The sequence below is a fragment of the Undibacterium paludis genome (assembly GCF_022568815.1).
Classification (GTDB): Bacteria; Pseudomonadota; Gammaproteobacteria; order Burkholderiales; family Burkholderiaceae_D; genus Undibacterium.
On the sequence record NZ_JAKZHX010000002.1, the window covers coordinates 198,647 to 223,782 of the forward strand.

Annotated in this window: 20 protein-coding genes; 12 read left to right on the top strand and 8 right to left on the bottom strand. The window is 50.8% G+C overall.

The genetic code is table 11. The features are described from left to right. Positions 1 to 8: 8 nt before the first annotated feature. Positions 9 to 890 (bottom strand): translation elongation factor Ts, encoded by an 882-nt coding sequence (gene tsf, locus LZ463_RS05480; protein WP_241454589.1) that lies wholly within the window; start codon positions 888 to 890, stop codon positions 9 to 11. 138 nt (positions 891 to 1,028) lie between these two features. After that, entirely contained in the window at positions 1,029 to 1,775 is a 747-nt protein-coding gene (gene rpsB / locus LZ463_RS05485; RefSeq protein WP_241454590.1) for a 30S ribosomal protein S2, read from the bottom strand. Between the two features lie 397 nt (positions 1,776 to 2,172). Here rpsB and map point away from each other — a divergent pair, with 397 nt between their 5' ends. The 3 genes from map to LZ463_RS05500 all read left to right on the top strand — a co-directional run bounded on the left by map (position 2,173) and on the right by LZ463_RS05500 (position 6,387). Beyond that, complete coding sequence (gene map / locus LZ463_RS05490; RefSeq protein WP_241454591.1) at positions 2,173 to 2,985, top strand: type I methionyl aminopeptidase; 813 nt, start codon at positions 2,173 to 2,175, stop codon at positions 2,983 to 2,985. A gap of 11 nt (positions 2,986 to 2,996) precedes the next feature. Beyond that, positions 2,997 to 5,549, top strand: coding sequence for a [protein-PII] uridylyltransferase (locus LZ463_RS05495; protein ID WP_241454593.1), 2,553 nt, complete (start codon positions 2,997 to 2,999; stop codon positions 5,547 to 5,549). A 91-nt stretch (positions 5,550 to 5,640) separates the two neighbouring features. After that, positions 5,641 to 6,387: a pseudouridine synthase gene (locus LZ463_RS05500; protein ID WP_241454595.1), complete on the top strand. Its 747-nt coding sequence runs from the start codon at positions 5,641 to 5,643 to the stop codon at positions 6,385 to 6,387. A gap of 21 nt (positions 6,388 to 6,408) precedes the next feature. Here LZ463_RS05500 and def read toward each other — a convergent pair whose 3' ends face one another. The 5 genes from def to smc all read right to left on the bottom strand — a co-directional run bounded on the left by def (position 6,409) and on the right by smc (position 14,621). Then, positions 6,409 to 6,942, bottom strand: coding sequence for a peptide deformylase (gene def, locus LZ463_RS05505; protein ID WP_277623947.1), 534 nt, complete (start codon positions 6,940 to 6,942; stop codon positions 6,409 to 6,411). Positions 6,943 to 7,067: 125 nt separating this feature from the next. After that, positions 7,068 to 7,943: a UTP--glucose-1-phosphate uridylyltransferase GalU gene (gene galU / locus LZ463_RS05510; RefSeq protein ID WP_241454596.1), complete on the bottom strand. Its 876-nt coding sequence runs from the start codon at positions 7,941 to 7,943 to the stop codon at positions 7,068 to 7,070. Between the two features lies 1 nt (position 7,944). Further along, entirely contained in the window at positions 7,945 to 10,005 is a 2,061-nt protein-coding gene (gene ligA, locus LZ463_RS05515) for an NAD-dependent DNA ligase LigA (protein WP_241454597.1), read from the bottom strand. 18 nt (positions 10,006 to 10,023) lie between these two features. Next, a complete protein-coding gene (locus LZ463_RS05520) occupies positions 10,024 to 11,100 on the bottom strand; it encodes a cell division protein ZipA C-terminal FtsZ-binding domain-containing protein (RefSeq protein WP_241454598.1) in 1,077 nt (358 codons plus the stop codon). Then, on the bottom strand, positions 11,097 to 14,621 hold the full coding sequence (gene smc, locus LZ463_RS05525; RefSeq protein ID WP_241454599.1) for a chromosome segregation protein SMC: 3,525 nt from the start codon (positions 14,619 to 14,621) through the stop codon (positions 11,097 to 11,099). The genes LZ463_RS05520 and smc overlap by 4 nt, the downstream gene beginning before the upstream one ends. A gap of 334 nt (positions 14,622 to 14,955) precedes the next feature. Here smc and dapC point away from each other — a divergent pair, with 334 nt between their 5' ends. From dapC to LZ463_RS05560, 7 genes are all read left to right on the top strand, one after another. Then, positions 14,956 to 16,182, top strand: a complete 1,227-nt coding sequence (dapC, locus tag LZ463_RS05530) for a succinyldiaminopimelate transaminase (protein WP_241454600.1) — start codon at positions 14,956 to 14,958, stop codon at positions 16,180 to 16,182. Positions 16,183 to 16,260: 78 nt separating this feature from the next. Then, positions 16,261 to 17,088, top strand: a complete 828-nt coding sequence (gene dapD, locus LZ463_RS05535) for a 2,3,4,5-tetrahydropyridine-2,6-dicarboxylate N-succinyltransferase (protein WP_241454601.1) — start codon at positions 16,261 to 16,263, stop codon at positions 17,086 to 17,088. A gap of 51 nt (positions 17,089 to 17,139) precedes the next feature. Further along, entirely contained in the window at positions 17,140 to 18,282 is a 1,143-nt protein-coding gene (locus LZ463_RS05540; protein WP_241454603.1) for a PilT/PilU family type 4a pilus ATPase, read from the top strand. 13 nt (positions 18,283 to 18,295) lie between these two features. Then, a complete protein-coding gene (locus LZ463_RS05545) occupies positions 18,296 to 18,667 on the top strand; it encodes an ArsC family reductase (protein WP_241454605.1) in 372 nt (123 codons plus the stop codon). 2 nt (positions 18,668 to 18,669) lie between these two features. Continuing rightward, the gene (gene dapE / locus LZ463_RS05550; protein ID WP_241454607.1) at positions 18,670 to 19,797 is read left to right on the top strand and encodes a succinyl-diaminopimelate desuccinylase; all 1,128 of its coding nucleotides are present in this window, start codon (positions 18,670 to 18,672) and stop codon (positions 19,795 to 19,797) included. A 34-nt stretch (positions 19,798 to 19,831) separates the two neighbouring features. Next, positions 19,832 to 20,734 (top strand): 50S ribosomal protein L3 N(5)-glutamine methyltransferase, encoded by a 903-nt coding sequence (prmB, locus tag LZ463_RS05555; RefSeq protein WP_241454609.1) that lies wholly within the window; start codon positions 19,832 to 19,834, stop codon positions 20,732 to 20,734. A 127-nt stretch (positions 20,735 to 20,861) separates the two neighbouring features. Then, positions 20,862 to 22,847 carry an ATP-binding cassette domain-containing protein gene (locus tag LZ463_RS05560; RefSeq protein ID WP_241454611.1) on the top strand — a complete coding sequence of 662 codons (1,986 nt, stop codon included), beginning with the start codon at positions 20,862 to 20,864 and terminating at the stop codon, positions 22,845 to 22,847. Between the two features lie 46 nt (positions 22,848 to 22,893). Here the strand turns inward: LZ463_RS05560 and LZ463_RS05565 are convergent, their stop codons facing one another. Next, positions 22,894 to 23,853, bottom strand: a complete 960-nt coding sequence (locus LZ463_RS05565; RefSeq protein ID WP_241454613.1) for a helix-turn-helix transcriptional regulator — start codon at positions 23,851 to 23,853, stop codon at positions 22,894 to 22,896. Positions 23,854 to 23,958: 105 nt separating this feature from the next. Between LZ463_RS05565 and LZ463_RS05570 the strand changes: the two genes are divergently transcribed. Together LZ463_RS05570 and LZ463_RS05575 are read left to right on the top strand one after the other, a co-directional pair. Next, positions 23,959 to 24,447 carry a DUF1579 domain-containing protein gene (locus LZ463_RS05570; RefSeq protein ID WP_241454615.1) on the top strand — a complete coding sequence of 163 codons (489 nt, stop codon included), beginning with the start codon at positions 23,959 to 23,961 and terminating at the stop codon, positions 24,445 to 24,447. 26 nt (positions 24,448 to 24,473) lie between these two features. Further along, positions 24,474 to 25,088 (top strand): glutathione S-transferase family protein, encoded by a 615-nt coding sequence (locus LZ463_RS05575; protein ID WP_241454617.1) that lies wholly within the window; start codon positions 24,474 to 24,476, stop codon positions 25,086 to 25,088. The last annotated feature ends 48 nt before the right edge of the window (positions 25,089 to 25,136 follow it).

The following is a 25,136-nucleotide window of genomic DNA, read 5'->3' on the forward strand; positions in this document are numbered from 1 at the left end:
TTCGCCAATTACGCTTGTTTTGCTGCAGCCACTTGCGCAGCCACCTCAGCGGCAAAGTCGTCCTGCTTCTTCTCTATACCTTCACCAACAACAAACATGGTGAATGCTTTTACTGTTGTATTAACAGATTTCAACATTTGCTCAACGGTTTGCTTGTCATTCTTGACAAATGCCTGATCCAGCAAGGAAACTTCCTTCAGGAATTTCTGTACGGAACCTTCAACCATTTTTGCAACGATGTCTGCTGGCTTGCCGGATTCCGCTGCCTTTTGTGCTGCAACAGAACGCTCTTTTTCGATCAGATCAGCAGGAACCTGATCAGAGGACAGGGATACTGGCTTCATCGCAGCAATGTGCATCGCTACGTCTTTACCAACCTGCTCGTCTGCACCGTCGAACTCAACAACCACACCGATACGTGTGCCATGCAGGTAAGAAACCAGCTTGGCAGTCGTGTCGAAGCGGACGAAGCGACGGAAAGACATGTTTTCACCAATTTTGCCAACCAATGCTGCGCGCACTTCTTCGACTGTCTTGCCATCCATGGGCAAAGCGCCCAAAGCAGCGATGTCTGCTGGATTGTGTTCGGCGATCAGCTTTGCACAGGCATTTGCCATTGCCAGGAAGTCGTCGTTCTTGGTCACGAAGTCTGTTTCGCAGTTAACTTCAATCAGGGCGCCAATATTGCCGGAGATATAGGAAGCAACAACGCCTTCTGCGGTAATGCGGGAAGATGCCTTGGAGGCTTTGCTACCCAGTTTTACGCGCAGAATCTCTTCCGCACGGTCCATATCGCCTTCTGCTTCTGTCAGGGCTTTTTTACATTCCATCATTGGCGCATCTGTCTTTGCGCGCAGTGCACCTACCAAAGCTGCTGTAATCGCCGCCATGTCATTCTCCTAGTTCAATAGTGCTCAAGAAAGCACTGATCATCAAATTTTGTTTAAAAAAAAGGGCGAACCTCTGTTGCCCCATTTTTTGTTTCAAACTGCCAGAGGCAGTTTGAAACCATGTGCCAGAACAGGCAATTAAGCTTGTTCTACTTCTACGAACTCATCAGAGCCTGGCTTAACAGCTTCCAGAACTTCGTTTACTGCATTGGCACGGCCTTCCAGGATGGAGTCAGCAACACCACGAGCATACAAAGCAATCGCTTTCGAAGAGTCATCATTGCCTGGAATGATGTAGGCAACACCTTCAGGGGAGTGGTTGGTATCGACAACGCCGATAACCGGGATGCCCAGCTTGGCAGCTTCAGTGATCGCGCCTTTGTGGTAACCAACGTCAACCACGAAAATTGCATCAGGAACACCGCCCATATCCTTGATACCGCCGATGGATTTTTGCAGCTTGATCATTTCGCGTTGGAACATCAGCGCTTCTTTTTTGGACAGTTTTTCAACGGAACCGTCTTCGATAGCAGCTTCCATGTCTTTCAGGCGTTTGATCGATGTCTTGACTGTTTTGAAGTTAGTCAACATACCACCCAACCAGCGTTGATCAACGAAAGGCATACCGGCACGTTGTGCTTCTGCTGCGATGATGTCACGGGATTGACGCTTGGTACCAACCATCAACACTGTGCCGCGATTGGAGGACAATTGACGAATGTACTTCATTGCCTCCTGGTACATGGCCAGGGTTTTTTCCAGGTTGACGATATGAATTTTGTTGCGATGGCCGAAGATGTACGGTGCCATTTTTGGATTCCAAAAACGGGTTTGGTGACCAAAGTGCACACCAGCTTCCAGCATTTCACGCATTGTTACAGACATAATAACTCCAGGGTTAGGTCTTGAATCCAGCCAGTGATCTGAGCAAACTTAAAAGCCACGCAACTACCAGCAAATTAAGCCCACTGCAAGACACCCTTTTCGACCGGATTCGATTAATAAAAAATTAATTAGCAGGTACTGCATTTCCACACATCTACAAGCTAACCATCTATTCTACTATGAAAACCGCTTTCTCCTCAAGCCCCGCTTGATATTGTGGAATGCACCCCTGCTTCCGATAGACTATAATTCCGGTTCTGCAACACTTTCGCAATTTTACTCCGCCCCACGCTTATCCGGCATTACAACGCCCGTCCAAGTTAGCAGGAATGCTCTTGGGACGTAGCCGGGCAATATGAATGTCGGTCGGTCGCCGGGGCAAATGACAAGAAAAAATATGGAAGCCATCTCTATCAAAACGCCGGAAGATATCGCCGGCATGCGCATCGCCGGCAAACTGGCGTCCGAAGTGCTTGACTACATCACACCTTTCGTCAAGATAGGCGTCACGACTGGTGAGCTGGACCGCCTCTGTCATGAATACATGGTCAATGTGCAAGGCACCATACCGGCGCCATTGAACTATTGTCCGCCTGGTTACACACCTTATCCCAAGGCAATATGCACCTCTGTCAATGACGTGATCTGCCATGGCATACCGGGCGACAAGGTCTTGAAAGACGGTGATTCTGTCAACCTGGATATCACCGTGATCAAGAATGGCTATCACGGTGATACCAGTCGTATGTTCCTTCTTGGTGAGCCCTCCATCCTGTCCAAGCGCCTCAACGCTATTACCTATGAATGCATGTGGCTGGGTATAGCCAAGGTCAGGCCGGGTGCCTACCTGGGTGATATCGGTCATGTGATACAGCAACATGCAGAAAAAGCCGGCTACAGCGTAGTCCGCGAGTTCTGCGGTCATGGCATAGGCAAGATTTTCCATGAGGCGCCGCAAGTCATGCACTATGGCAAACCAGGAACCATGGAAAAACTTGCTGCCGGCATGATTTTCACAATAGAGCCGATGATCAACGCCGGCCGTCGTGAAATCAAGGAGATGCCCGATGGCTGGACCATCAAGACCAAGGACCGCAGCCTGTCTGCCCAATGGGAACATACTGTCCTGGTAACCGAAACCGGCTACGAAGTGCTGACCTTGTCCGATGGTTATCCGCCCATCCCCGATTTCATCACCAAAGCAGCATAAGGTAGTGGCAGATGCAGATACCGGCGCTCTCTTTCAAGGAAGAATTAAAATCAGCACAGCTGATTGTCATTAATTCATTCAAGGAAAATCACAAGGCGGAACAGTTGCTTCATGATTTGTGCCGGAATGTCGATCAGCTGTTAAGTAAAATCTGGCGCCATTTTGAATTCCCCAAAGAGGCGGCGCTGGTAGCTGTAGGGGGCTATGGTCGTGGTGAGCTATTCCCCTATTCTGACGTTGATGTCCTGATACTTTTGCAGCAACGACCCGATGTCGCCTTGCGTGACAAGCTGGAAAAACTGGTGCAGCTGTTCTGGGACATCGGTCTGGACATCGGCCACAGCATACGTACCGTTGACGAATGCCTGCAAGAATCCGCTGCAGATATCACTGTACAAACCAGCCTGCTGGAGGCTCGCCTGGTCACAGGCAGCCGTAAACTTTTCCGCGAGATGCAGGAAAAATATGCGGAAGCAATGAACCCGCAGAAATTCTTCCAGGAAAAACTGCTGGAATTACAGCAGCGTCACGTCAAATACGAAGACACACCCTACAGCCTGGAACCAAACTGCAAGGAAAGTCCGGGAGGTTTGCGTGACTTGCAAGTCATTCTGTGGGTTGCCAAAGCTGCCAATCTGGGCGACTCCTGGCGCGAGCTGGCGGAACGCGGCCTGATCACCGATGTTGAAGCGCGTCAACTGAAGCGCAATGAGCGGGCCTTCAAGGATATACGCATACGCCTGCACATTTATTCCGGCCGTCGCGAAGATCGCCTGATCTTTGATGTGCAGACACCTATCGCTGAAACCTTTGGCTTCAAGACCACAGAATCCAGACGTGCCAGCGAATACCTGATGCAACGTTATTACTGGGCGGCCAAAGCAGTTACCCAGCTCAATATAGTCTTGCTGCAAAATATCGAGGCTGTGCTATTCCCGCAACCTTCGGTACCGCGCCCTATCAACGAACATTTCAATGAGGTGAATGGCTTTATTGATATTGCTCGCGATGATACTTTTGAGGCAACGCCGTCAACCATACTTGAAGTGTTCCTGGCTCTGGCCAAACATGCCGAGCTGAAGGGCATGACAGCACGAACTTTGCGGGCACTCTGGCATGCTCGCCTGTTGATTGATGCGGAATTTCGTCACAACATCTTCAATCGCGCCCTGTTTTTGCAGATTTTGCAGTCACCGCAGGGAATCACCCATGCGCTACGCCGGATGAACCAGATGAGCATACTGGGGCGTTATCTTCCGAATTTTCGTCGCATTGTCGGACAAATGCAGCATGATTTGTTTCATGCCTATACCGTCGATCAGCATATTCTCATGGTAGTGCGCAATTTGCGCCGCTTCACCATGCCCGAACATGCACACGAATACCCATTCTGCAGCCAGCTGATGGCCAATTTCAATGAGCCCTGGGTTTTGTATATCGCTGCCCTGTTCCATGACATTGCCAAAGGACGTGGCGGTGACCACTCCCTGTTGGGCATGGCAGATGCAAAAAAATTCTGTTATGACCACGGCTTGAGCCGCGCAAACACAGAATTGATCATTTTCCTGGTGCAAAATCATCTGACCATGTCGCATGTAGCGCAAAAGCAGGATTTGTCCGACCCGGATGTGGTGCAGAATTTCGCCAACCTGGTCAAGGATGAACGCCACCTGACTGCGCTGTACTTGCTGACAGTCTCTGATATACGCGGAACCAGCCCCAAGGTATGGAATGCCTGGAAAGGCAAGTTGCTGGAAGACTTGTACCGCATGGCTTTGCGTGTACTGGGTGGCGAAACTCCTAGCAAAGACCGGGAATTAAAAAATCGCCAGGAAGATGCGTTGAAAGCCCTGCGCCTGTACGGCCTGGCACCCGATGCGCATGAAAAATTATGGCAGCAACTCGACGTTGCCTATTTTTTACGTCATGACGCTTCCGATATTGCCTGGCAGACCAGGGCCCTGCATGATCGCATAGACAGTCAGGTACCGGTGGTCAAATGTCGCCTCTCGCCCATCGGTGAAGGCTTGCAGGTCACCGTTTATGTTAAAGACCAGCCTGATTTGTTTGCTCGCATCTGCAACTATTTTGACGGCAAGAATTTTGGCATTCTCGACGCCAAAATCCACACAAGCAAAAAAGGCTACGCACTCGACACCTTCCTGGTTATTGAACCGGCATTTGCCAATAATTACCGCGACATCATCAATCTGATCGAACATGAACTCTGCGAGATACTGACGCGCCAGACTCCCTTGTCGCCGCCAAACCGTGGACGGCTGTCGCGCCTGTCACGCACCTTCCCCATCGTCCCTACGGTGGATTTGCGCCCTGATGACCGTGGACAGTATTACCTGTTGTCCATTTCAGCGAATGACAGGAACGGTTTACTGTACGCAGTGGCAAACATACTGACAAAGTATAAAATCAATCTGCACACAGCCAAGATCATGACTCTGGGTGAACGGGTTGAAGACGTTTTTATTGTTGATGGACAGGCCCTGCAAGGTGCACGTAGCCAGATACAGTTTGAAACAGATTTGCTGGACGCACTAAGAATTTAACACCAACTGGCTGACAAGCTGATCCGAATAATCCACCATGCTTGCCTGACTTTCAGACCAATCCAGGCAAGGCAATTACCTCTATAGCATCATGACTGAACTTGTAAGACTCTCCAAACGCATGTCCGAACTTGGCCTGTGCTCCAGACGCGAAGCCGATGAATGGATAGCTCGTGGCTGGGTTAGAGTCGACGGCAAAGTGGTTTCCGAGCTTGGCAGCAAAGTGCTGCCACATCAAAAAGTAACTGTGGAAAGGCAGGCCGCCGCCGAGCAATCCAAACGCGTTACCGTACTGATCAACAAACCAGTTGGTTATGTCAGTGGCCAGGCGGAAGACGGCTATACGCCTGCGATTGCCCTGTTCAAACCGGAAAACCGCTGGGCGGAGGACACGGTTGACACCCAATTCCACCCCACCCAGTCACGCAGCCTGGTGCCTGCCGGCCGTCTTGATATTGATTCTGTCGGCTTGCTGGTCCTGACTCAGGATGGTCGTATCGCCAAGCATTTGATCGGCGAAAACACGGTAGTCGAAAAAGAATACCTGGTACGCGTGCAATACAGCAAGCCTGGCAGGCTGCCCGATGCCGACCTGCGTCGCCTGAATCATGGGTTGTCGCTGGATGGAAAGAAATTATTGCCTGCCAAGGTTACCTGGCAAAATGAAGATCAATTGAACTTTATCTTGCGTGAAGGCAAGAAACGCCAGATTCGCCGCATGTGCGACATGGTGGGCTTGAAAGTGATAGGCCTGAAACGCGTCCGCATAGGCAAGGTCAAGCTTGGTAAATTACCGGAAGGTCAATGGCGCTATTTGCGCGAAGATGAGCAATTCTGAGTCAGGCAGGGGTGGTTGTAGTCAATCATCCTGATTTGGGTCCATCTCAGGGAACAGGACTTCAGTAAAACCGAACTGCGTCAGATCGCGTATGCGCATGGGGTACAGAATGCCATTGAGGTGGTCACATTCATGCTGTACAACACGCGCATGAAAACCATTAACATCCCTGGAAATGCGCTTGCCGAACTGGTCGAAACCTTCATAGCGCAAGGCGCTCCAGCGGGGCACCAGGCCGCGCATCCCCGGCACTGACAGACAGCCTTCCCAGGCATCGTCAGTTTGCTCTGTTAGCGGGGTCAACACCGGGTTGATCAACACAGTCTCTGGGACAACCGGTGCATCGGGGTAACGAGGATTGCTCTTGAAACCAAAAATCACCAATTGCAAGTTCACCCCTATCTGCGGTGCTGCGAGGCCTGCGCCATTGGCAGCAACCATGGTTGCAAACATATCCTTGATGAGTTCGTGCAGTTCTGGCGTACCAAACGCAGTGACCTGCTCCGCAACTCTCAGCAGGCGGGCATCGCCCATTTTCAGGATAGGAAAAATCATGATGCGCCAGTCTCTTATGTAAGCCGTTGATCAATTTACTGACAGACAAGCAGGCCGGCCAGTGAAGTGAGCAAATGAAAATCTGGCAGCCACACCAGCACAGGTCTGGCTGCCATGAGGGGATATTACTTCAGTGATTGCAAAAATTCACTGAATTCTGCACTGGTCTCTTTATGCTTCAAACCCAGGGCAACGCTGGCTTTCAGATAACCGAGCTTGGATCCGCAATCATAACGGGTAGCTTGTGGACGGAAAGCATAGACGGGAAAATCCTTGAGCATGGCAGCAATACCGTCAGTCAACTGGATTTCGCCACCAGAACCTTTGCCCAGGGTTTCCAGATAAGAGAAAATGCGTCCAGACAAAATGTAACGGCCGACAACAGCCAGCGTCGATGGAGCTACATCAGGCATGGGCTTCTCGACGATGCCTTGCACCCTTTCCAGATGCTCGGTGTAAGGCGTACCACTGACAATACCGTATTGACGGGTAAATTCACGTGGCACGTTTTGTACTGCAATCACGCTGCCACCCTCTGCTTCGTATTGACGCGCCATTTGCGCCATGACTGATGGCTGCCCCACATCGGCATCCATCAGGTCATCCGCCAGCAATACGGCAAAAGGATCATCGCCAATCACTGGTCGGGCGCACAAGACTGCATGCCCCAGGCCCAAAGCTGCTGTCTGGCGAATGTAGATGCAATTGATGTTTTTTGGGATGACATTGCGCACCAGGTCCAACAGGGCTTCTTTGCCGGCTGCTTCAAGCTCGCTTTCCAGCTCATAGGCCTTATCAAAGTGATCTTCAATCGCTCTTTTATTTCTGCCAGTGATAAACACCATCTCGGTAATACCTGCCTCTACCGCCTCCTCAACGGCATATTGTATGAGCGGTTTATCAACGATAGGGAGCATCTCTTTGGGTTGGGCCTTGGTGGCGGGCAAGAAACGGCTACCCAAACCAGCCACAGGGAATACGGCTTTTCTAATTTTTCTCATATCAGCTCCTGGAACAAAGTTGAAGCAATTCTGCTTCGGTCAAAATACTAATACCCAATTCTTGCGCTTTCACCAGCTTACTGCCCGCATCATCACCGGCCACTACATGGCTGGTTTTCTTCGATACCGAGCCAGACACTTTGCCGCCAGCCGCCTCTATCAACGCTGTGGCCTGATCCCGACTCATGGTAGGCAAAGTGCCCGTCAACACCAGTGTCTTGCCGGCCAATACCTGTTCGCCCTTTTCTTTGACCTCGATCACCGGCCAGTGTATCCCGGATGCCAGCAATTGCTCCACCAGTTCCACATTCAACGGGTCGGAAAAGTAAGCAAGCACAGATTTGGCAACAACCGGGCCCACATCCGGAACCGTCAGTAATTGCTCTTCCGTTGCCGACAGCAAGGCCGTCATATCGCCAAAATGTGTGGCCAGGTCTTTTGCAGTTGACTCGCCGACATGTCGAATACCCAGCGCATAAATGAATCTGGGCAGGCTGGTCAGTTTCGACATTTCCAGTGCATTCAGGACATTTTGTGCCGACTTCTCTGCCATGCGATCAAGCTCAACCAGGGCACGCAAGCCCAGTTTGTACAGGTCGGCTGCCGTAGTGACGACATTCTTGTCCACCAATTGATCTATCAGTTGCTCACCTACGCCATCAATATTCATCGCCTTGCGTGAAGCAAAGTGGGACAGTGCACCTTTGCGCTGTGCCGAGCATTTGATGGCGCCACCGGAGCAGCGCGCAATTGCTTCGTCTTCCGGTTTTTGTATGGCAGAACCACAAATCGGGCATACCGTCGGCATGATGAATTGCTGCGTTTCTGCAGGTCGTTTTTCCAGGATGCTGGCGACTACTTCGGGTATCACGTCACCGGCGCGACGTACAGAAACTGTATCGCCTATGCGTATATCCTTGCGTTGAATTTCTTCTTCATTGTGCAAGGTGGCATTGGTTACCGTGACGCCACCAACAAACACCGGGGCCAACCTGGCGACCGGGGTTATCGCACCAGTCCGACCAACCTGTACTTCAATATCAAGCACGGTTGTTAATGCTTCTTGCGCCGGGAATTTATGTGCAATGGCAAAGCGCGGTGCACGTGACACAAAACCCAATGACTGCTGAGCGGCAAAATCATTGACTTTGTAGACCACACCATCTATTTCATAGTCCAGTGCTTCGCGCTTTTTCTGGATGGCCTGGTAAAATTCCAGCAGGCCTGCTGCGCCAAGCACAACAGCATTCTCTTCGCAGACAGGGATGCCCGCCTGCCGGTACCAGTCGAGCAAGGCGCGATGCGATCCTGGTATTTCCATCCCTTCAACCAGGCCTATGCCATAGGCAAAAAAGCGCAGGCTGCGCTGGGCAGTTATTTTCGAATCGAGTTGCCGCAAGCTGCCTGCTGCTGCATTGCGTGGATTGGCAAACTCTTTGCCGCCGGCATCGCGCTGACGCTGGTTGAGTTTTTCAAAATCACGTTTGAACATCAACACTTCGCCGCGTACATCCAGCACTTTGGGGGGATTATCTACGCGCAAACGCAGCGGTATGCTGCGTATGGTACGAATATTTTCCGTCACGTCTTCCCCGGTAAAACCGTCGCCACGTGTCGCAGCCTGTGTGAACAGGCCGTCGACATAGCGCAGATTGATTGCCAGTCCATCAAATTTCAGGTCTATTGCATATTCAATCTCATTTTTTGCATCAAGACCTTCGCGTGCACGACGGTCAAAATTGATGATATCTTCATCTTCAAAACCATTGTTCAGAGAAAGCATGGGAACAGCGTGCTGAACCTGGCCAAATTCTGGCAATGGCTCACCACCAACACGATTGGTCGGTGAATCTGGCGTTTTCAGTTCTGGATGTGTTTCTTCCAGCTGCTGCAATTCAGAAAACAATCTGTCATATTCAGCATCAGGTATGGTGGGCGTATCAAGCACATAATAGGCATGCGCATGCCTGTTTAGCTCTGCGCGCAGTGCTTCTGCGCGCTTAACGGAGTCCACGGCATTGACACCTGCTGGTGCTATGCCGCTCAAAAAATCATTCTGCATGTTTGGAAATTATTTTATTCAGCTAAACAGTCTTTGTGCACGCATGGAGCCAGCCGGTATCTGCGCCTCGGCCATCGCAGCATAAAACTCATTGACCTGGCCGGATATTTCATCAAGGGCAAGCTTGGAAATTGGTTGATTGCCATCATCAACAACCGTACCGCCAAGTCGGGTGGCCAATGAGCGTGCACAGGCAGCCATAGCGCCAAAGGCATCGCGTGACGGCGCCACGCAAGGCACGTCCAGTAGCAAGGTCAGTCTGGATGTCATGGTTTCACTGACACTGACATTGGTCGACAGGGTAAACAAGCTGCCACCTTCGCCGTCTGGCATCATCAGCCGGCCATCAGGACGTTGATCGAATCCCATTTTCTCCAGTGCTGCCAGCAAGGTGTTGAGCGCCCAGGGCGCGCCATTGGCTGCGACGTTAACACTCAACTGAGCATCATGCTCGGCAACAAACTGGTGCAATTCGCGGGCATTGACCATGACCTTGTTCATGTCAGGAATGTCCGGGTGGGCGCTCAAGTTGTCGGCGATGGCGCGCAATTTCATGATGAATTCGGAATATTCCAGTTCATTCAGGGGGCCGTTACGACTGACCATTTGCACACCGGCAAACAGGCAGGTATAAGCGCCGCCAACCGCAATCACGTCCCTATCACCGCTGTGGCTTTGACCGATAAAATGAACCGGTTTCTTGCCCACATATTTAAGATCGGCGATTTCAGCCAGAATTTTTTCACCACGTACCGGCGTTTCAAACTCCAGGGGAATGATGCAATCGATCAGTTCGTCGACAGGTAATTCCTTTTCTTGCACAGGCGCCTGGGCATCTGTCACATCCTCGCCGTGTACCGGCTCCTGGTGCGATACAGGTTGAGCATCCTGTTTGACTTCGCCATCAAGGCTGGGTTCATGACGTGCAATGGTATTGACTGGTGCATCCGGATTCATGAGCACATCGTCATGTCCTTCGCCAAAAGCATTTTCAACTGTTTTCTTTGCTTTGTATTCCTGCCATTTATTAAAAATGAGGACACCGGCTACCAGCGTTCCACCTATTGCCAATAAACTGATTTGTAGATCTGTCATGCTGCTTGAACCTCAGTAGCAAAATTGACGGCAGATTCCATATCTACCGCCACGATTCGAGAAACCCCCTGTTCTTGCATGGTGACACCAATCAGTTGCTGGGCCATTTCCATTGCAATCTTGTTGTGGGAGATAAATAAAAATTGTGTATTTGATGACATGCGCTTGACCATATTGCAGAAGCGCTCGGTATTGGAGTCATCAAGTGGTGCATCCACCTCATCAAGCAGGCAGAATGGCGCCGGATTCAACTGGAACATGGAGAATACCAATGCCGTTGCCGTCAGTGCTTTTTCACCGCCGGACAGCAAATGAATGGTCGCATTTTTCTTGCCCGGCGGCTGTGCCATGACCTGCACACCAGAATCAAGGATTTCATCCCCCGTCATGATCAGCTTGGCCTGACCACCACCAAACAAGACCGGGAATAGCTCGGCAAAGTGGTGATTGACCTTATCAAAAGTGTCTTGCAGCAAGTCCCTGGTTTCCATGTCGATTTTCTGGATTGCGTCCTGCAGAGTCGTAATTGCCTCCGTCAGGTCGGCATGTTGTGCATCCAGGAAGGTTTTGCGCTCAGTTGCCTGTGCCAGTTCATCCAGTGCGGCCATATTGACGGCCCCCAGGGCCGCAATCGCATTGGTCAGACGGGTTACCTCACCTTGCAGATAAGATGGCTTGAGATCGTCATGCAGTTTTTGTGACAGAGCCTCTTCATCAACTTCAAAATTGCGCAACTGCTCGGCATATTGTTCCTGACTCAGTCTTGCTGCTTGTTCTTTCAATTGCAGTTCGACGATACGGTCACGTTGCGGCTGCAGACTACGCTCCACCTGCATCTTGGAATCTTCATGTTGACGCAATTGCTGGGTCAGTTGGTCAAGTTCATGGCGTGCATTAGCCAGCGCCCTCTCCTGCTCGCTACGTCTGTCGAGCAAATCCTGCAGACCAGCCTGGGCAGTCTGGTCATCCATGGACTCCAGTTCCAGCTGGCCTTGCTGCATGCTGGCGAACAGTTGTGCTGCCTGCTCCAGTGCTGTCGCTATATTCCGGCGCAGTTCTTCCATCTTGCTGCGATGGGATTTTTCTGCGAAAGCAGCTTCCTGGGCAGCCAGTTCCAAGTCACGCAGACGCTGCCTTGCGTCATTTAACTGCTGTTCTTTTTCCAGGTAAGCGGTCTGCCCTTCTTCATGACTCTCCTGCAATTCAGCGAGATCCATGTCCAGTTGCTCAAATTTTTGTTCGGATTCGGCGCGAATCTGGGTTTGCTCGCTCTCCTGCGCAGCAATCTCTGCCAGGTCATTGCCTATCTGCGTGCTACGCTGGTTAAAGCGCTCCTGCACTTCAGACAATTTCATGAATTCGATTTGCAGACTATGGGTGGTCTGCGTCAAACTGGCGACGCGCTGGCGCAAATCCTGCAATTGCTGAGTAGCCTGGGTATAAGCTGCCTCGGCTCGGACGGCGCGGGTCTTGGATTCATCAGCCAGCATATGCTTGGCACGGCATTGCTTGGTAATGTTTTCGATTTCCTGCTGGCGTGCCAGAACACCATCCTGCTCTGAGTCGGAAGCGTAAAACCGCACACTGGAGCGGGCAATGACATGCCCTTGCCTGGTAATGAAGCAGGCACCGGCCGGCAGTTTTGCCCTGTCCATGAAAGCTGACGTCACATCGTCGGCAACATAGACCTGATGCAACCAATCCTGCATCAAACCACGCACAGCGGCGTCGTTCAATTGCAACAAATCGATAAAGGGTTTGAATCCGGCCAAAGGCGTTGCTGCATCGCCAGATACACTCGGAGCGCAAACAGCCAGTTTGGCCGGTGGTGCATCGCTAAAGAAAGCCTTGGCCCAATCAAGGTTGGACATTTCCAATGCTGCAGTACGTTCACGCAGTATTGATTCCAGCGCCGTTTCCCAGCCAGCTTCTATGTGCAGCTTTTGCCAGATCTTTGGCAGGCTGCTCAATTCATGCTTTTCCAGCCAGGGTTGTACCTTGCCCTGACTTTGTACTTTCTCCTGCAATTGCTTCAGCGCCAGTAAACGTGCTTCCAGCTGTGCATATTCAGCAGCATCCTGATTGACCTGCTGTTGCGCTTGTTTACGTTCATCCTCCAGCGCTGGCAGACGTTCTTGCGCCTCTTCCAGTTGCATGCTCAGTTCTTCGAGCACCTGTTTTTTCTCTTCCAGTTGCATGGAGAGATTGTCTATGTGCGTCGTATCAGGCAACACCAGACCTTGTTTTTCCTGCATCAGGCGTTCACGCCTGCTGGCCAGAGTGTTCAGGATATTCGATGCATTGCGCTGATGGGCAGATTCAAGCTCGATCTGCTGCTGCATCTGCATGATTTTTGCGCGTGATTCCGTAGTTTTTAACTGCGATTCGCGCCAGACCTGCTCCATGGCAGGCAATTTATCCTGCTGCTGCTGGCTGACTTCCAGAGCCTGCTCGGCACGCATGGCCAGTTCTTCAACATGGATTTCGGCATCAGACAAATCGTCCTGAAGCTGCCTGCTTTGATTTTGCCATTGATCACGCTGGGCAGTCAGGGAATGCAATTGCGATTGCAAACGACTGCGCGACTCAATCACAAACTTGATTTGCGCCTCAAGGCTGCCGATCTCGGCATTGGTCTGGTACAAATGACCTTGCGCCTGATGCATGCGATCGCCCACGGCATAGTGAGCCTGCCGCATCTGGTCAAGTTCCAGTTCTACATGCCGAAGTTTGGCGGTTTGCTCTTCAAGGTCCAGCGTGGTTTTTTCTATGTCGGCAAAATGCTTCTTTTGCTCGTTTTCAGCTTCTTTTTTGCGCAGCAACCACAGCAATTTCTGTTTTTCTTCCTGGTCGGTCTGCAATTCCTTAAATTTGTTTGCGACAACAGCTTGCGCACCCAATCTTTCGAGGTTGTTATTCAGTTCACGCAGGATATCTTCAACGCGCACCAAATTTTCATGGGTGTCATGGATGCGGTTCTCCGTCTCACGGCGTCGCTCTTTATAGCGTGATACACCCGCAGCTTCTTCAAGAAAAATCCTGAGCTCTTCCGGACGTGCCTCAATAATGCGCGAAATCATGCCCTGGCCGATAATCGCGTAAGCACGCGGACCCAGGCCTGTGCCCAGGAAAATATCCTGGATATCGCGACGGCGTACTGGTTGACCATTGATGTAATAAGTGGATGTACCATCCCTGGTCAAGGTGCGTTTTACAGCGATCTCGCCATATTGACTCCATTGACCTGCGGCCTTGCCCATGCTGTTATCAAATACCAGTTCCACCGATGAGCGCCCTGCGGGTTTGCGGTGGGTAGAACCATTGAAAATGACGTCCTGCATGGATTCACCGCGCAGTTCAGATGCTTTGGATTCACCCAAAACCCAACGGACAGCATCAATAATATTGGATTTGCCGCAACCATTAGGGCCGACAACACCAACCAGCTGGCCAGGAACCTGAAAATGGGTGGGATCTACAAAGGATTTAAATCCCGACAATTTAATAGAAGTTAATCGCACTTTATATAATTTTATTATCTTTTGCAGTCAAATCTACCGCGCATCATATGTTTCCGAAAGCCAATGTTTCAGGCCTCTCACCAGTATCGCTGCATCATACCATCTGAAACGCAAAATTTTTCGTTTTCAAGCGCATTGCACAAATAGTTACGAATCTTCAATTATTCGCGTATTCGGGCAAGCAGATAATGAAAGCCTTTCTCCATAGAATGATGGGGAGGCTATAATACGGATTGAACTGAAGTTACATACGCCAAATAAAATGCCGAAATACGATAAACAGACCGGATAAATTGCGATAAAAGCCTGTTTAGCATCGATCAGAATTCGAAAAATGACCTTCAATCCCCACCTCAGTAAGTTGCAGCCGTATCCATTTGAAAAGCTCAAGCGCCTGTTTGCCGATGTTGCACCCAAGGCTGACTTTTCTGCCATCAGCCTTGGCATAGGCGAGCCCAAACATCCGACCCCGGCCCTGATCAAGGATGCCATTGCCGACAATATGGCGGGCTTGGCCAGTTACCCCTCGACTGCCGGATCAGATGCTCTGCGCAATGCGATTTCGGCATGGTTGGGGCGACGTTACAATATACCCGCACTGGATGCAGCAAAACAGATTTTGCCAGTGAATGGTTCGCGAGAAGCCTTGTTCGCCCTGGCGCAAACCATTATAGATCCCAGCGCCTGCAAGGATGGTTTGCCGCTGGTATTGTGCCCCAATCCGTTTTATCAGATTTACGAAGGTGCAGCCTATTTGGCAGGAGCCGAGCCTTATTTCGCCAATGCTGATCCGGCCCGCAATTTTGCCCCGGATTACAAGAGCATCCCGGAATCGGTCTGGCAGCGTGTGCAATTGCTGTATATCTGCTCACCGGGTAACCCTACCGGTGCAGTCCTGAACATGGATGACTGGACAGAATTGTTTGCCCTGTCGGACCGCTACGGTTTTGTCATTGCTGCGGATGAATGCTACTCAGAAATTTATTTCAAGGCAGAGGCTCCTCTGGGCAGCTTGCAGGCTGCTCGCGCCCTGGGCAGAAATGACTACCAGCGCCTGATTACACTCTCCAGTCTGTCCAAACGTTCCAATGTACCCGGCATGCGCTCCGGCTTTGTTGCCGGAGATGCTGAAATCATCAAGAAGTTCCTCCTCTATCGCACTTATCACGGCAGCGCAATGAGTCCAAGCATACAGGCGGCATCAGCCATCGCCTGGAATGATGAAGTGCACGTGCAAGAGAATCGCGACAAATATGTGCGCAAATTTGCCCAGATCACGCCTATCCTGCAAGAGGTGCTCGAAGTCAGCTTGCCGGATGCTGCGTTCTACCTGTGGGCGAAAATTCCCGACGCAATGGGACTATCTGATACAGAATTCGCCCGTCGCCTGTACGCAGAATATAATGTAACAGTTTTGCCTGGCAGTTATCTGGCGCGCGAGGCACATGGCATCAATCCCGGCCAGAACCGCATACGCATGGCCCTGGTTGCCGAGCCGGAAGAGTGCCTGGAAGCAGCACAGAGAATAGTCAGTTTTTGTAAAAATTTCAAGGCAGGCTGATACGTACCTTCCGTCAACACTATTTACTATTATTTAGCATTAAGTCGTTTATTTAATTTTCAAGCAAAGAAGCTCAACATGACTCAACAATTACAGCAAATCATTGATCAGGCCTGGGAAGATCGCACCAGCTTTTCACCTAAATCCGCTCCTGCAGAAATTCGTGAGGCAGTTGCTCATGTTTTGAGTGAGCTTGACGCTGGCAGCTTGCGCGTCGCACAAAAAGTAGATGGTAACTGGCAAGTCAATCAATGGGTTAAAAAGGCAGTCCTCCTGTCTTTCCGTCTGGAAGATAATATATGCATGCCATCAGGCGAGCATATGCAGTTCTTTGACAAGGTGCCGACCAAATTTGCCAATTACACGGCCGAAGATTTCGTCAAAGGCGGTTTCCGCGTCGTACCGCCTGCGGTCGCACGTCGTGGCAGCTTCATCGCCAAAAACGTCGTTTTGATGCCTTCTTATGTCAATATCGGCGCTTATGTTGATGAAGGTGCGATGGTTGATACTTGGGCGACAGTCGGTTCTTGCGCACAAATTGGTAAAAATGTTCATTTGTCTGGCGGTGTCGGCATAGGTGGCGTGCTGGAACCCATGCAAGCCAATCCAACCATCATTGAAGACAACTGCTTTATCGGCGCCCGTTCTGAAATCGTGGAAGGCGTCATTGTTGAAGAGAATTCCGTGATTTCCATGGGCGTCTACATCGGCCAATCGACCAAGATCTATGATCGCGCCACGGGCGAAGTCAGCTATGGTCGCGTACCGGCAGGTTCTGTCGTGGTATCTGGCAACTTGCCGTCCGCTGATGGTAAATACAGCCTGTATTGCGCGGTCATCGTGAAACGTGTTGATGCACAGACACGTTCCAAAACCAGTATCAATGAATTGCTGCGCGGCGCCTGATCGCGCCTTTATTCAAACATCAGATACATAGATATAGCTTAGGGAGACATCATGGCAGCGATGGAACGCTTATTTCAATTGATGAAAGAAAAACATGCATCCGACATGTTTTTTGCGATGAACTCGCCCATACATCTGAAGATCAATGGCAATTTGCTTCCCATCAATCAGCAAAAGATGGATCAGGCCAATATTCTGTCGCTGTTGAGTGAGGTTGTAGAGCCGGAGCACATGGAGCAATTGGAAGAGGAAAATGAGCTCAATATCGGTATCGGCGCTGCCGGTATCGGCCGTTTCCGCCTTTCCGCATTCCGTCAGCGCGGCTCAATTTCAGCCGTATTCCGTTATGTACCAGGTGATATCCCCAAGCTTGATACCCTGCATTTGCCACCAGTATTGTCTGAGCTGATCATGGAAAAGCGTGGCCTGATCCTGCTGGTAGGCTCTACAGGCTCCGGCAAGTCGACCACCATCGCATCGATGCTTGATTACAGGAATGAAGTAAAGACCGGCCATATCCTGACACTGGAAGATCCTATCGAATTTTTGTTCCGCAGTAAAAAGTCGATCGTCAACCAGCGTGAAATAGGCAGCGACTCGGAAAGCCTGAAAACAGCCCTGAAAAACTCCCTGCGCCAGGCGCCAGACTGTATCTTGATTGGCGAAATTCGCGATCTGGAAACCATGATGGCGGCAATTGCTTATGCGCAATCAGGTCACCTGGTTCTGGCAACTTTGCATGCGAATAACAGTTATCAGGCGTTGAATCGTATCATCAGCTTCTTCCCCATGGAGACCCGTAGTGCCTTGTTGCTCGATTTGTCTTCATCCATACGTGCCATCATTTCACAACGCCTGATACGCGCCAAAGATGGCGGTCGCGCGCCTGCAGTCGAGATCATGCTCAATACCCGTTATGTAGCCGAATTGATAGAACAAGGCGACATCTTCCAGATCAAGGAGGCGATCGAAAAGAGCTTGTCACCAGGTTCGCAAACTTTTGAACGTGCACTGATGCATTTGATCAAGGAAGGTCTGATAACCCAGGAAGAAGGTCTGGCCAATGCCGACTCAGCCAATAATCTGTTGTGGCTGCTGAATAACGAAGCCTCCAGCAGCCTGGCGCCACAGCCAGAGCCCGAACCGGAAACCAAGGACGAAGCATCGTTCACAGAATTCACCTTAAACGTATAAATCACATCAGCGTATGACGAAGAGCATTACCCTGTTTGGCATCCCAAACTGTGACACGGTTAAAAAAGCCCGTGTATGGCTACAAGAACAAGAAGTAGCTTTCGAATTTCATGACTTCAAGAAGCAGGGATTGAATCGTGCCACTGTAGAAACCTGGTTGCAGCACCAGGGACTGGATGTACTGATCAACCGTAAAGGCACGACATGGCGCGCACTCAGTGACGAAGAAAAAGCTTCTGCAGAAAACCAGGAGCAAGCCATAGCCCTGATGCTGGAAAAGCCTTCAGTCATCAAGCGGCCCGTCTTGTTGCAAACCAATAATGGCAACACCCAGGTTAACGTAGGCTTCTCGTCGGCGCAATATCAGTCCATTTTCAATAAATAAACATGAGTAAAACCCTCGCACTGACCGAACAGTTAATCGCACTGGATTCCGTCACTCCTGAAGATAAAGGTTGTCAACGTACTTTGATCGCCTTGCTGGAGCCTTTGGGTTTCACATGTGAAACCATACAGTCAGGTGATGTCACCAACCTCTGGGCACGGCGTGGCACTGCGCAGCCCTTGCTGGTATTTGCCGGCCATACTGACGTAGTGCCGACTGGCCCGGTTGCGCAATGGCAGTCTGCCCCGTTCACGCCGACCCACAGAAACGGTAAATTGTATGGCCGTGGCGCAGCGGACATGAAGACATCTATAGCGGCTTTTGTCGTTGCTACCGAAGAATTCGTGGAGGCACACCCTGACCACAAGGGTTCGATCGGTTTCTTGATCACCAGCGATGAAGAAGGCCCGGCCACTGACGGCACCGTTGTTGTTTGTGAAAAACTCAAGGCACGTGGCGAGCAGCTTGACTATTGCATAGTCGGCGAACCAACTTCTGTCGATAAACTCGGGGACACTATCAAAAATGGTCGTCGTGGCACCATGTCGGGCAAATTGACAGTCAAAGGCGTGCAAGGCCACATTGCCTACCCGCAATTGGCAAGAAATCCCATTCATCTGGCAGCGCCGGCCATGGCAGAACTGGTTGCCGAAGTCTGGGATGAGGGCAATGAATATTACCTGCCGACCTCATGGCAAATGTCGAATATTCATGCTGGTACTGGTGCATCCAATGTCATACCCGGCGAAGCTGTCATTGATTTCAACTTTCGTTTTTCCACCGCCAGTACCGCAGAAGGCTTGCAGCAGCGCGTCCATGCAATCCTGGACAAACATGGCCTGGAATATGAACTGAAATGGACCGTAGGTGGTCACCCCTTCCTGACCCCCAAAGGCAGCCTCAGCGATGCTCTGGGTGATGCGATCCGTACTGAAACCGGTATAGAAACTGAATTGTCCACCACTGGCGGTACGTCGGATGGCCGCTTCATTGCGAAAATCTGTCCGCAAGTCGTCGAATTTGGTCCTCCAAATGCCAGTATCCATAAAATCGACGAACACATAGAGCTGCAATACATAGACCCGCTCAAGAATATCTATCGACGTACCCTGGAAAACCTGCTGACCTGAGTCTCAGCGGACCACCAGCCGATATGGAAACAATATGACTACACCTGCCACCACCTTTTTGACATTGCGTGACTTATTGCGCTATGCCGTCACCCGCTTCAACAAAGAAAAACTGTTCTTTGGTCATGGCAGCGCCAATGCACTCGATGAAGCGGCTTATTTATTGCTGCATACCCTGCACCTGCCACTGGACAAGATAGAGCCATTTCTCGATGCACATTTGTTGCCTTCAGAAATAGATGCCGTCTTGCGTGTGATTGACCGCCGTGCGGTAGACCGCGTGCCAGCTTCCTACATCACCAACGAGGCCTGGCTGGGCACGTACAATTTCTATGTAGATGAACGCGTCATCGTGCCACGATCTTTCATCGCAGAATTGATCCCTGAGCATTTTTCACCCTGGGTAACAGACCCGGATGCCATCAGCAATATCCTCGAATTGTGCACAGGATCCGGCTGCCTGTCCATCATGCTGGCGGACATGTTCTCTGAGGCGCATGTCGATGCCGTTGATATTTCCAGTGATGCACTGGAAGTGGCCAGACGCAATGTGGCAACCTATGAGTTACAGGACCGCATTACGCTGATCGAGTCCGACCTCTACAGCAATGTGCCTGACAAGAAATACGACCTGATCATCACCAATCCACCCTATGTCAATTCTGGTTCCATGGCCAAGTTACCCAAAGAGTACACCCATGAGCCACAAATCGCCCTTGCAGGTGGTGATGACGGCATGGACCTGGTGCGAAAAATCGTTGCCGGCGCAGCGCAGCGCCTGACAGAAGACGGTTTATTGATGGTGGAAATTGGCAATGAACGTGCCTTTGCCGAAGCTACCTTCCCTGAACTTAACCTTACCTGGTTAAGTACCAGTGCTGGTGACGACATGGTGTTTTTGATCGAAGCCAGCCAATTGGCGGATTTCACTGCCTGAAGCCACCAACCTTCGACAATATGAAGCGGGCAAAGCAGTTTTGCCCGTTTTCTATTTTTTGCAGCATTAGATTGGCATCTAAAAAAGCAGCATTTCCATAAGCAATACTCCAATTATTTAAGTTTATATGATACGTCTTCAACAAGTCGTCCTGGCGCGCGGCATCAAACCTTTATTTGACAGCGTCGATGTGACGCTCAATCCCGGCGACAAGATAGGCTTGATCGGCTCCAACGGTGCAGGTAAATCCAGCCTGTTTGCCATGTTGCGCGGTGAATTGCACCCTGATCAGGGCAGTATAGAATTTCCGGCCAAATGGCAGCTTGCCCACGTCGCACAAGAAACACCACCGCTGGAACGCAGTGCAATCGACTATGCCATAGACGGCGATGTCGCCTTGCGTAAACTTGAAGCAGAACTGGCCGAACTCGAAGCACAACCAGAAAGCCATGAAAACGGTATTGCTATCGGCAACATGTATGGCGCCCTGGCTGATGCAGATGCTTATACCGTACGCCCGCGCGCAGAACAGCTACTGCTGGGCCTCGGTTTCAAGATGGAAGAACTGGAGCAGCCGGTGGCCAGTTTCTCTGGCGGCTGGCGCATGCGCTTGAACCTGGCCCAGGCACTGATGTGCAAATCTGATTTGCTACTGCTTGATGAACCGACCAACCATCTGGATCTGGATGCCATCATCTGGCTGGAGGACTGGCTCAAGCGCTATGAAGGCACTCTCATTATCATTTCACATGATCGCGACTTCCTTGACGGTGTCGTCAATGTCATTGTCCATATTGATGAGCGCAAGCTCAAGCGTTACGGTGGCAACTATTCCAGTTTCGAGCGCCAGCGTGCTGCGCAATTGGAATTAGCTCAGGGAATGATAGAGAAGCAGAACCGCAAACGTGCCCATCTGCAATCATTTATTGACCGCTTTAAGGCCAAGGCATCCAAAGCCAAGCAGGCACAGAGCCGTATCAAAGCCCTGGCCCGTATGGAAGAAATGGCGCCCTTACGTGCTGCCGCCGAATTCTCATTTGAATTCCGTGAACCATTGAGCGCACCCAACCCCATGCTGGTAATGGAAGATGTAGATTGCGGCTATCGTACAGAGTCTGAAACAGATCATAGTTTCACCGAAAAAAAGATCGTTGGCGACGTCAAATTCACACTGCAAATTGGTCAGCGTATCGGTCTGCTCGGTGTCAATGGCGCAGGTAAGTCGACACTGATCAAGACCATCGTAGGTGACATAAGTCCGCTGACCGGCACCATGCAGACCGGCAAGGGCCTGTCCATCGGTTACTTTGCTCAGCACCAGGTTGAAATGTTGCGTCATGACGAATCACCGCTCTGGCATCTGGCACATATAGCGCCTGATGTTCGCGAACAGGAATTGCGCAATTTCCTCGGTGGCTTCAACTTCCCCGGCACCATGGTAACCAGCCCGATCAAACCGTTCTCAGGTGGTGAAAAAGCCCGGCTGGCTCTGGCGATGATAGTCTGGCAGCGCCCCAACCTCTTGCTGCTGGATGAACCTACCAACCATCTGGACCTGGAAACCCGCGAAGCACTGACCGACGCACTGGCTCAATTTGAAGGCACCCTGGTCGTGGTATCCCATGACAGGCATTTACTACGCGCGACCACTGACCAGTTCATCATCGTTGCAGACGGGAAATTGATGCCTTTCGATGGCGATCTTGATGACTACAAAGATTGGCTGTTCAAGAACAAGTTGGAAAAAGCCTCGCCTGCCCTGCCCGAAAAAACCAAGGCACAGGAAGCAGCCTTGCCGCAAGCCAAACCGGTGCCGACAACAAAAATCGATGACAAGGAACAACGCAAGCGCGACGCCGAAGAACGCCAGCGTATCGCCAATCAGCGCAAACCCATAGAAACCCGCATCAAGCGCCTGGAGGAGCAAATGGCAAAGCTCAACCTGAAGAAAAAAGAGGTTGATGCACAACTGGAGGGTGGCGACATCTATAGTGATGTCAACAAAGAAAAGCTGAAAGCGCTATTGCTGGATCAGGCTTATATCGTCAAGGAACTGGAGCAAATTGAGGCTGACTGGCTCGAGCAGCAGGAATTTCTGGAAGCAGTGGGCTAATGTGGAATGGAGTGAACACGGCGCCACTCCATTCCCTTTGTATGCATCAATGGCTGGTGGCTTGCAAGAGTCGCCCGGCCAGTTTGGCCAGTTCATCGCGTAATTGAACTGGTTTGCGTATCTCAAACTCAAACGGCAAGCCAGCCAGTATGCGGGCAAACCAGTCCAGGTCTTCTGACTGGTTGTAGAGCATAACCCCGCCATCCGTTTGTTCAAGTACGGCAATCGCATCAGAAACATAAGACAATGCGTTTGCCATATCCGTTTTTAACATCACCTCTACGCTGTGGGTTCTTGGAATGACTGCGTTTGCCTTGCGTAGATAATGGAGTACATCAAAATCCGGTGGACAAGTGTAGGTCTGTGGCAGCACTTCCACCCTGACGACGCGGTCTAGACGAAAACTCCGCACATCCCGCCGTAGATGACACATGCCTGCCAGGTACCAGTAGCCAGCATGAAATGCCAGACCATAGATATCAAAATCCCTCTCGCTGCTTTTCCCATCTGGCCTTGCATAGTGAAGATGCACCCTTTGCTGCCTGTTCCGGCATTCGCTGAAGATTGCCAGCATCTCTTTATCGGCGGGCAGGGCTGCCTGTTTCAAATCCAGTTCCAATACGTTGCCGGTAGCACTAAGCCTTTGCTTCAGCTTGTCAGGCAATATACGCTGCAGCTTGGCATTGGCGCTGGCAACTGCCGGTGCAATATCCACAAGTTTCAGTTTTCCGGCTGCCAGCAAACCTATCGTCAGCGCAAATGCCTCATCTTCATTGAACATCAGAGGGGGCAGTTTGAAGCCGGGAATCAAGGCATAGCCACCATACCGCCCTCGCTCTGTCATGATGGGAATACCCATCTCTTCCAGGTTGACGATATAACGCCGCAGGCTGCGCCTGTCTATTTCCAGCATGCTGGTAAGCTCCGCACCGCCAAGTCGCCCATGCGTCTGCAATAACTCAAGCAAGGCCAGTACACGTGTAGTTGGATGATAAGTTTGTGACATAAATCCAAGTATTACTTATTATTAGGATTAATTATGTCCTATATTAACTTTAAGCTTATATCTGTTGTCAAGAACCAGACGTACGAACCTACCAAAAGGACAGATATGAGCACAATTTCCACATCATCAGCAAACGACTTTGACTTTTTTATTGGTACTTGGAAAGTCAGACATACCCGCCTGAAAGAGCGACTTAATAACTGCAACGAGTGGCAGGAATTTTCAGGCAGCTCTTCCGTTATCAAAATATTGGGAGGACAAGGCAATATGGACGACAATGTCCTGGAATTGCCTGAAGCAACTTACCGCGCCGCCACCTTTCGTACTTTTGATGCACAATCAGGCATCTGGTCTATCTGGTGGCTGGATGGCCGTTACCCTACACAGCTCGACACACCTATGCGCGGGCATTTTGAAGACGGCGTGGGCCATTTTTTTGCTGATGATGTTTTTGCGGGCCGGCCAATACGGGTGCGGTTTTTATGGACACCGGGTCAACATGATCGACCACGTTGGGAACAGGCTTTTTCTGTCGATGGCGGAGAAACCTGGGAAACCAACTGGATCATGGATTTTCAACGTGCGACTGTCTGACATCAGACTTAATACAGGATTATCTTATGCGATTATTTGGAAGTAGTGATTCAGGGCATAGCTTCAAAGTCCGGTCTTTTCTCTTACTGGCAAAAATACCACATGACTATCAATGGATAGATCTTGCCCAGGCGAGAAAGGACAGGCCTGCAGAATTTGTCGCGGTCAGCAGATTCGGCGAGGTACCGGTTTTGCTTGATGAGGGACAAGCCTTATGTCAGTCAAATGCAATATTGATTTACCTGGCGCAAAAATATCAACGCTTTTGCGGGAGCAGCAACCAGGAATGGCAAACCATACTGGAGTGGCTGAGTTGGGAAACCAATCGCATAGGATTCAGCGTTCCCAACCTGCGTTACGCCCTGCGCTGGGCACCTCAACCAGGCGAAGTCTTGAGTTTTTTGCGTGACCGTGGGATGCTTGATCTGCAGACGCTTGATAATGCGTTGAGTAGCAGTGAGTTTCTGCTTCCATCCGGACCAAGCATTGCTGATCTGAGCTGCTCCGCTTACCTGTACTGGTTGGATCAGGTTGCTGTTGACGAAGGCGATTTTCCACATCTTCAACGCTGGCTGGCACGCTTACGCAGCCTTCCGTGCTGGACTCATCCGGATGTGGCATTACACACCGTTGGCCTATAACTGCTTTGAAAATGGGGTTTCATGATCTGGTCGACCTCACGGGTAGAG

Coding starts and splice junctions, on each gene's coding strand:
- tsf (WP_241454589.1), bottom strand. CDS start 890: ATGGCGGCGATTACAGCAGCTTTGGTAGGTGCACTGCGCGCAAAGACA.
- rpsB (WP_241454590.1), bottom strand. CDS start 1,775: ATGTCTGTAACAATGCGTGAAATGCTGGAAGCTGGTGTGCACTTTGGT.
- map (WP_241454591.1), top strand. CDS start 2,173: ATGGAAGCCATCTCTATCAAAACGCCGGAAGATATCGCCGGCATGCGC.
- LZ463_RS05495 (WP_241454593.1), top strand. CDS start 2,997: ATGCAGATACCGGCGCTCTCTTTCAAGGAAGAATTAAAATCAGCACAG.
- LZ463_RS05500 (WP_241454595.1), top strand. CDS start 5,641: ATGACTGAACTTGTAAGACTCTCCAAACGCATGTCCGAACTTGGCCTG.
- def (WP_277623947.1), bottom strand. CDS start 6,942: ATGATTTTTCCTATCCTGAAAATGGGCGATGCCCGCCTGCTGAGAGTT.
- galU (WP_241454596.1), bottom strand. CDS start 7,943: ATGAGAAAAATTAGAAAAGCCGTATTCCCTGTGGCTGGTTTGGGTAGC.
- ligA (WP_241454597.1), bottom strand. CDS start 10,005: ATGCAGAATGATTTTTTGAGCGGCATAGCACCAGCAGGTGTCAATGCC.
- LZ463_RS05520 (WP_241454598.1), bottom strand. CDS start 11,100: ATGACAGATCTACAAATCAGTTTATTGGCAATAGGTGGAACGCTGGTA.
- dapC (WP_241454600.1), top strand. CDS start 14,956: ATGACCTTCAATCCCCACCTCAGTAAGTTGCAGCCGTATCCATTTGAA.
- dapD (WP_241454601.1), top strand. CDS start 16,261: ATGACTCAACAATTACAGCAAATCATTGATCAGGCCTGGGAAGATCGC.
- LZ463_RS05540 (WP_241454603.1), top strand. CDS start 17,140: ATGGCAGCGATGGAACGCTTATTTCAATTGATGAAAGAAAAACATGCA.
- LZ463_RS05545 (WP_241454605.1), top strand. CDS start 18,296: ATGACGAAGAGCATTACCCTGTTTGGCATCCCAAACTGTGACACGGTT.
- dapE (WP_241454607.1), top strand. CDS start 18,670: ATGAGTAAAACCCTCGCACTGACCGAACAGTTAATCGCACTGGATTCC.
- prmB (WP_241454609.1), top strand. CDS start 19,832: ATGACTACACCTGCCACCACCTTTTTGACATTGCGTGACTTATTGCGC.
- LZ463_RS05560 (WP_241454611.1), top strand. CDS start 20,862: ATGATACGTCTTCAACAAGTCGTCCTGGCGCGCGGCATCAAACCTTTA.
- LZ463_RS05565 (WP_241454613.1), bottom strand. CDS start 23,853: ATGTCACAAACTTATCATCCAACTACACGTGTACTGGCCTTGCTTGAG.
- LZ463_RS05570 (WP_241454615.1), top strand. CDS start 23,959: ATGAGCACAATTTCCACATCATCAGCAAACGACTTTGACTTTTTTATT.
- LZ463_RS05575 (WP_241454617.1), top strand. CDS start 24,474: ATGCGATTATTTGGAAGTAGTGATTCAGGGCATAGCTTCAAAGTCCGG.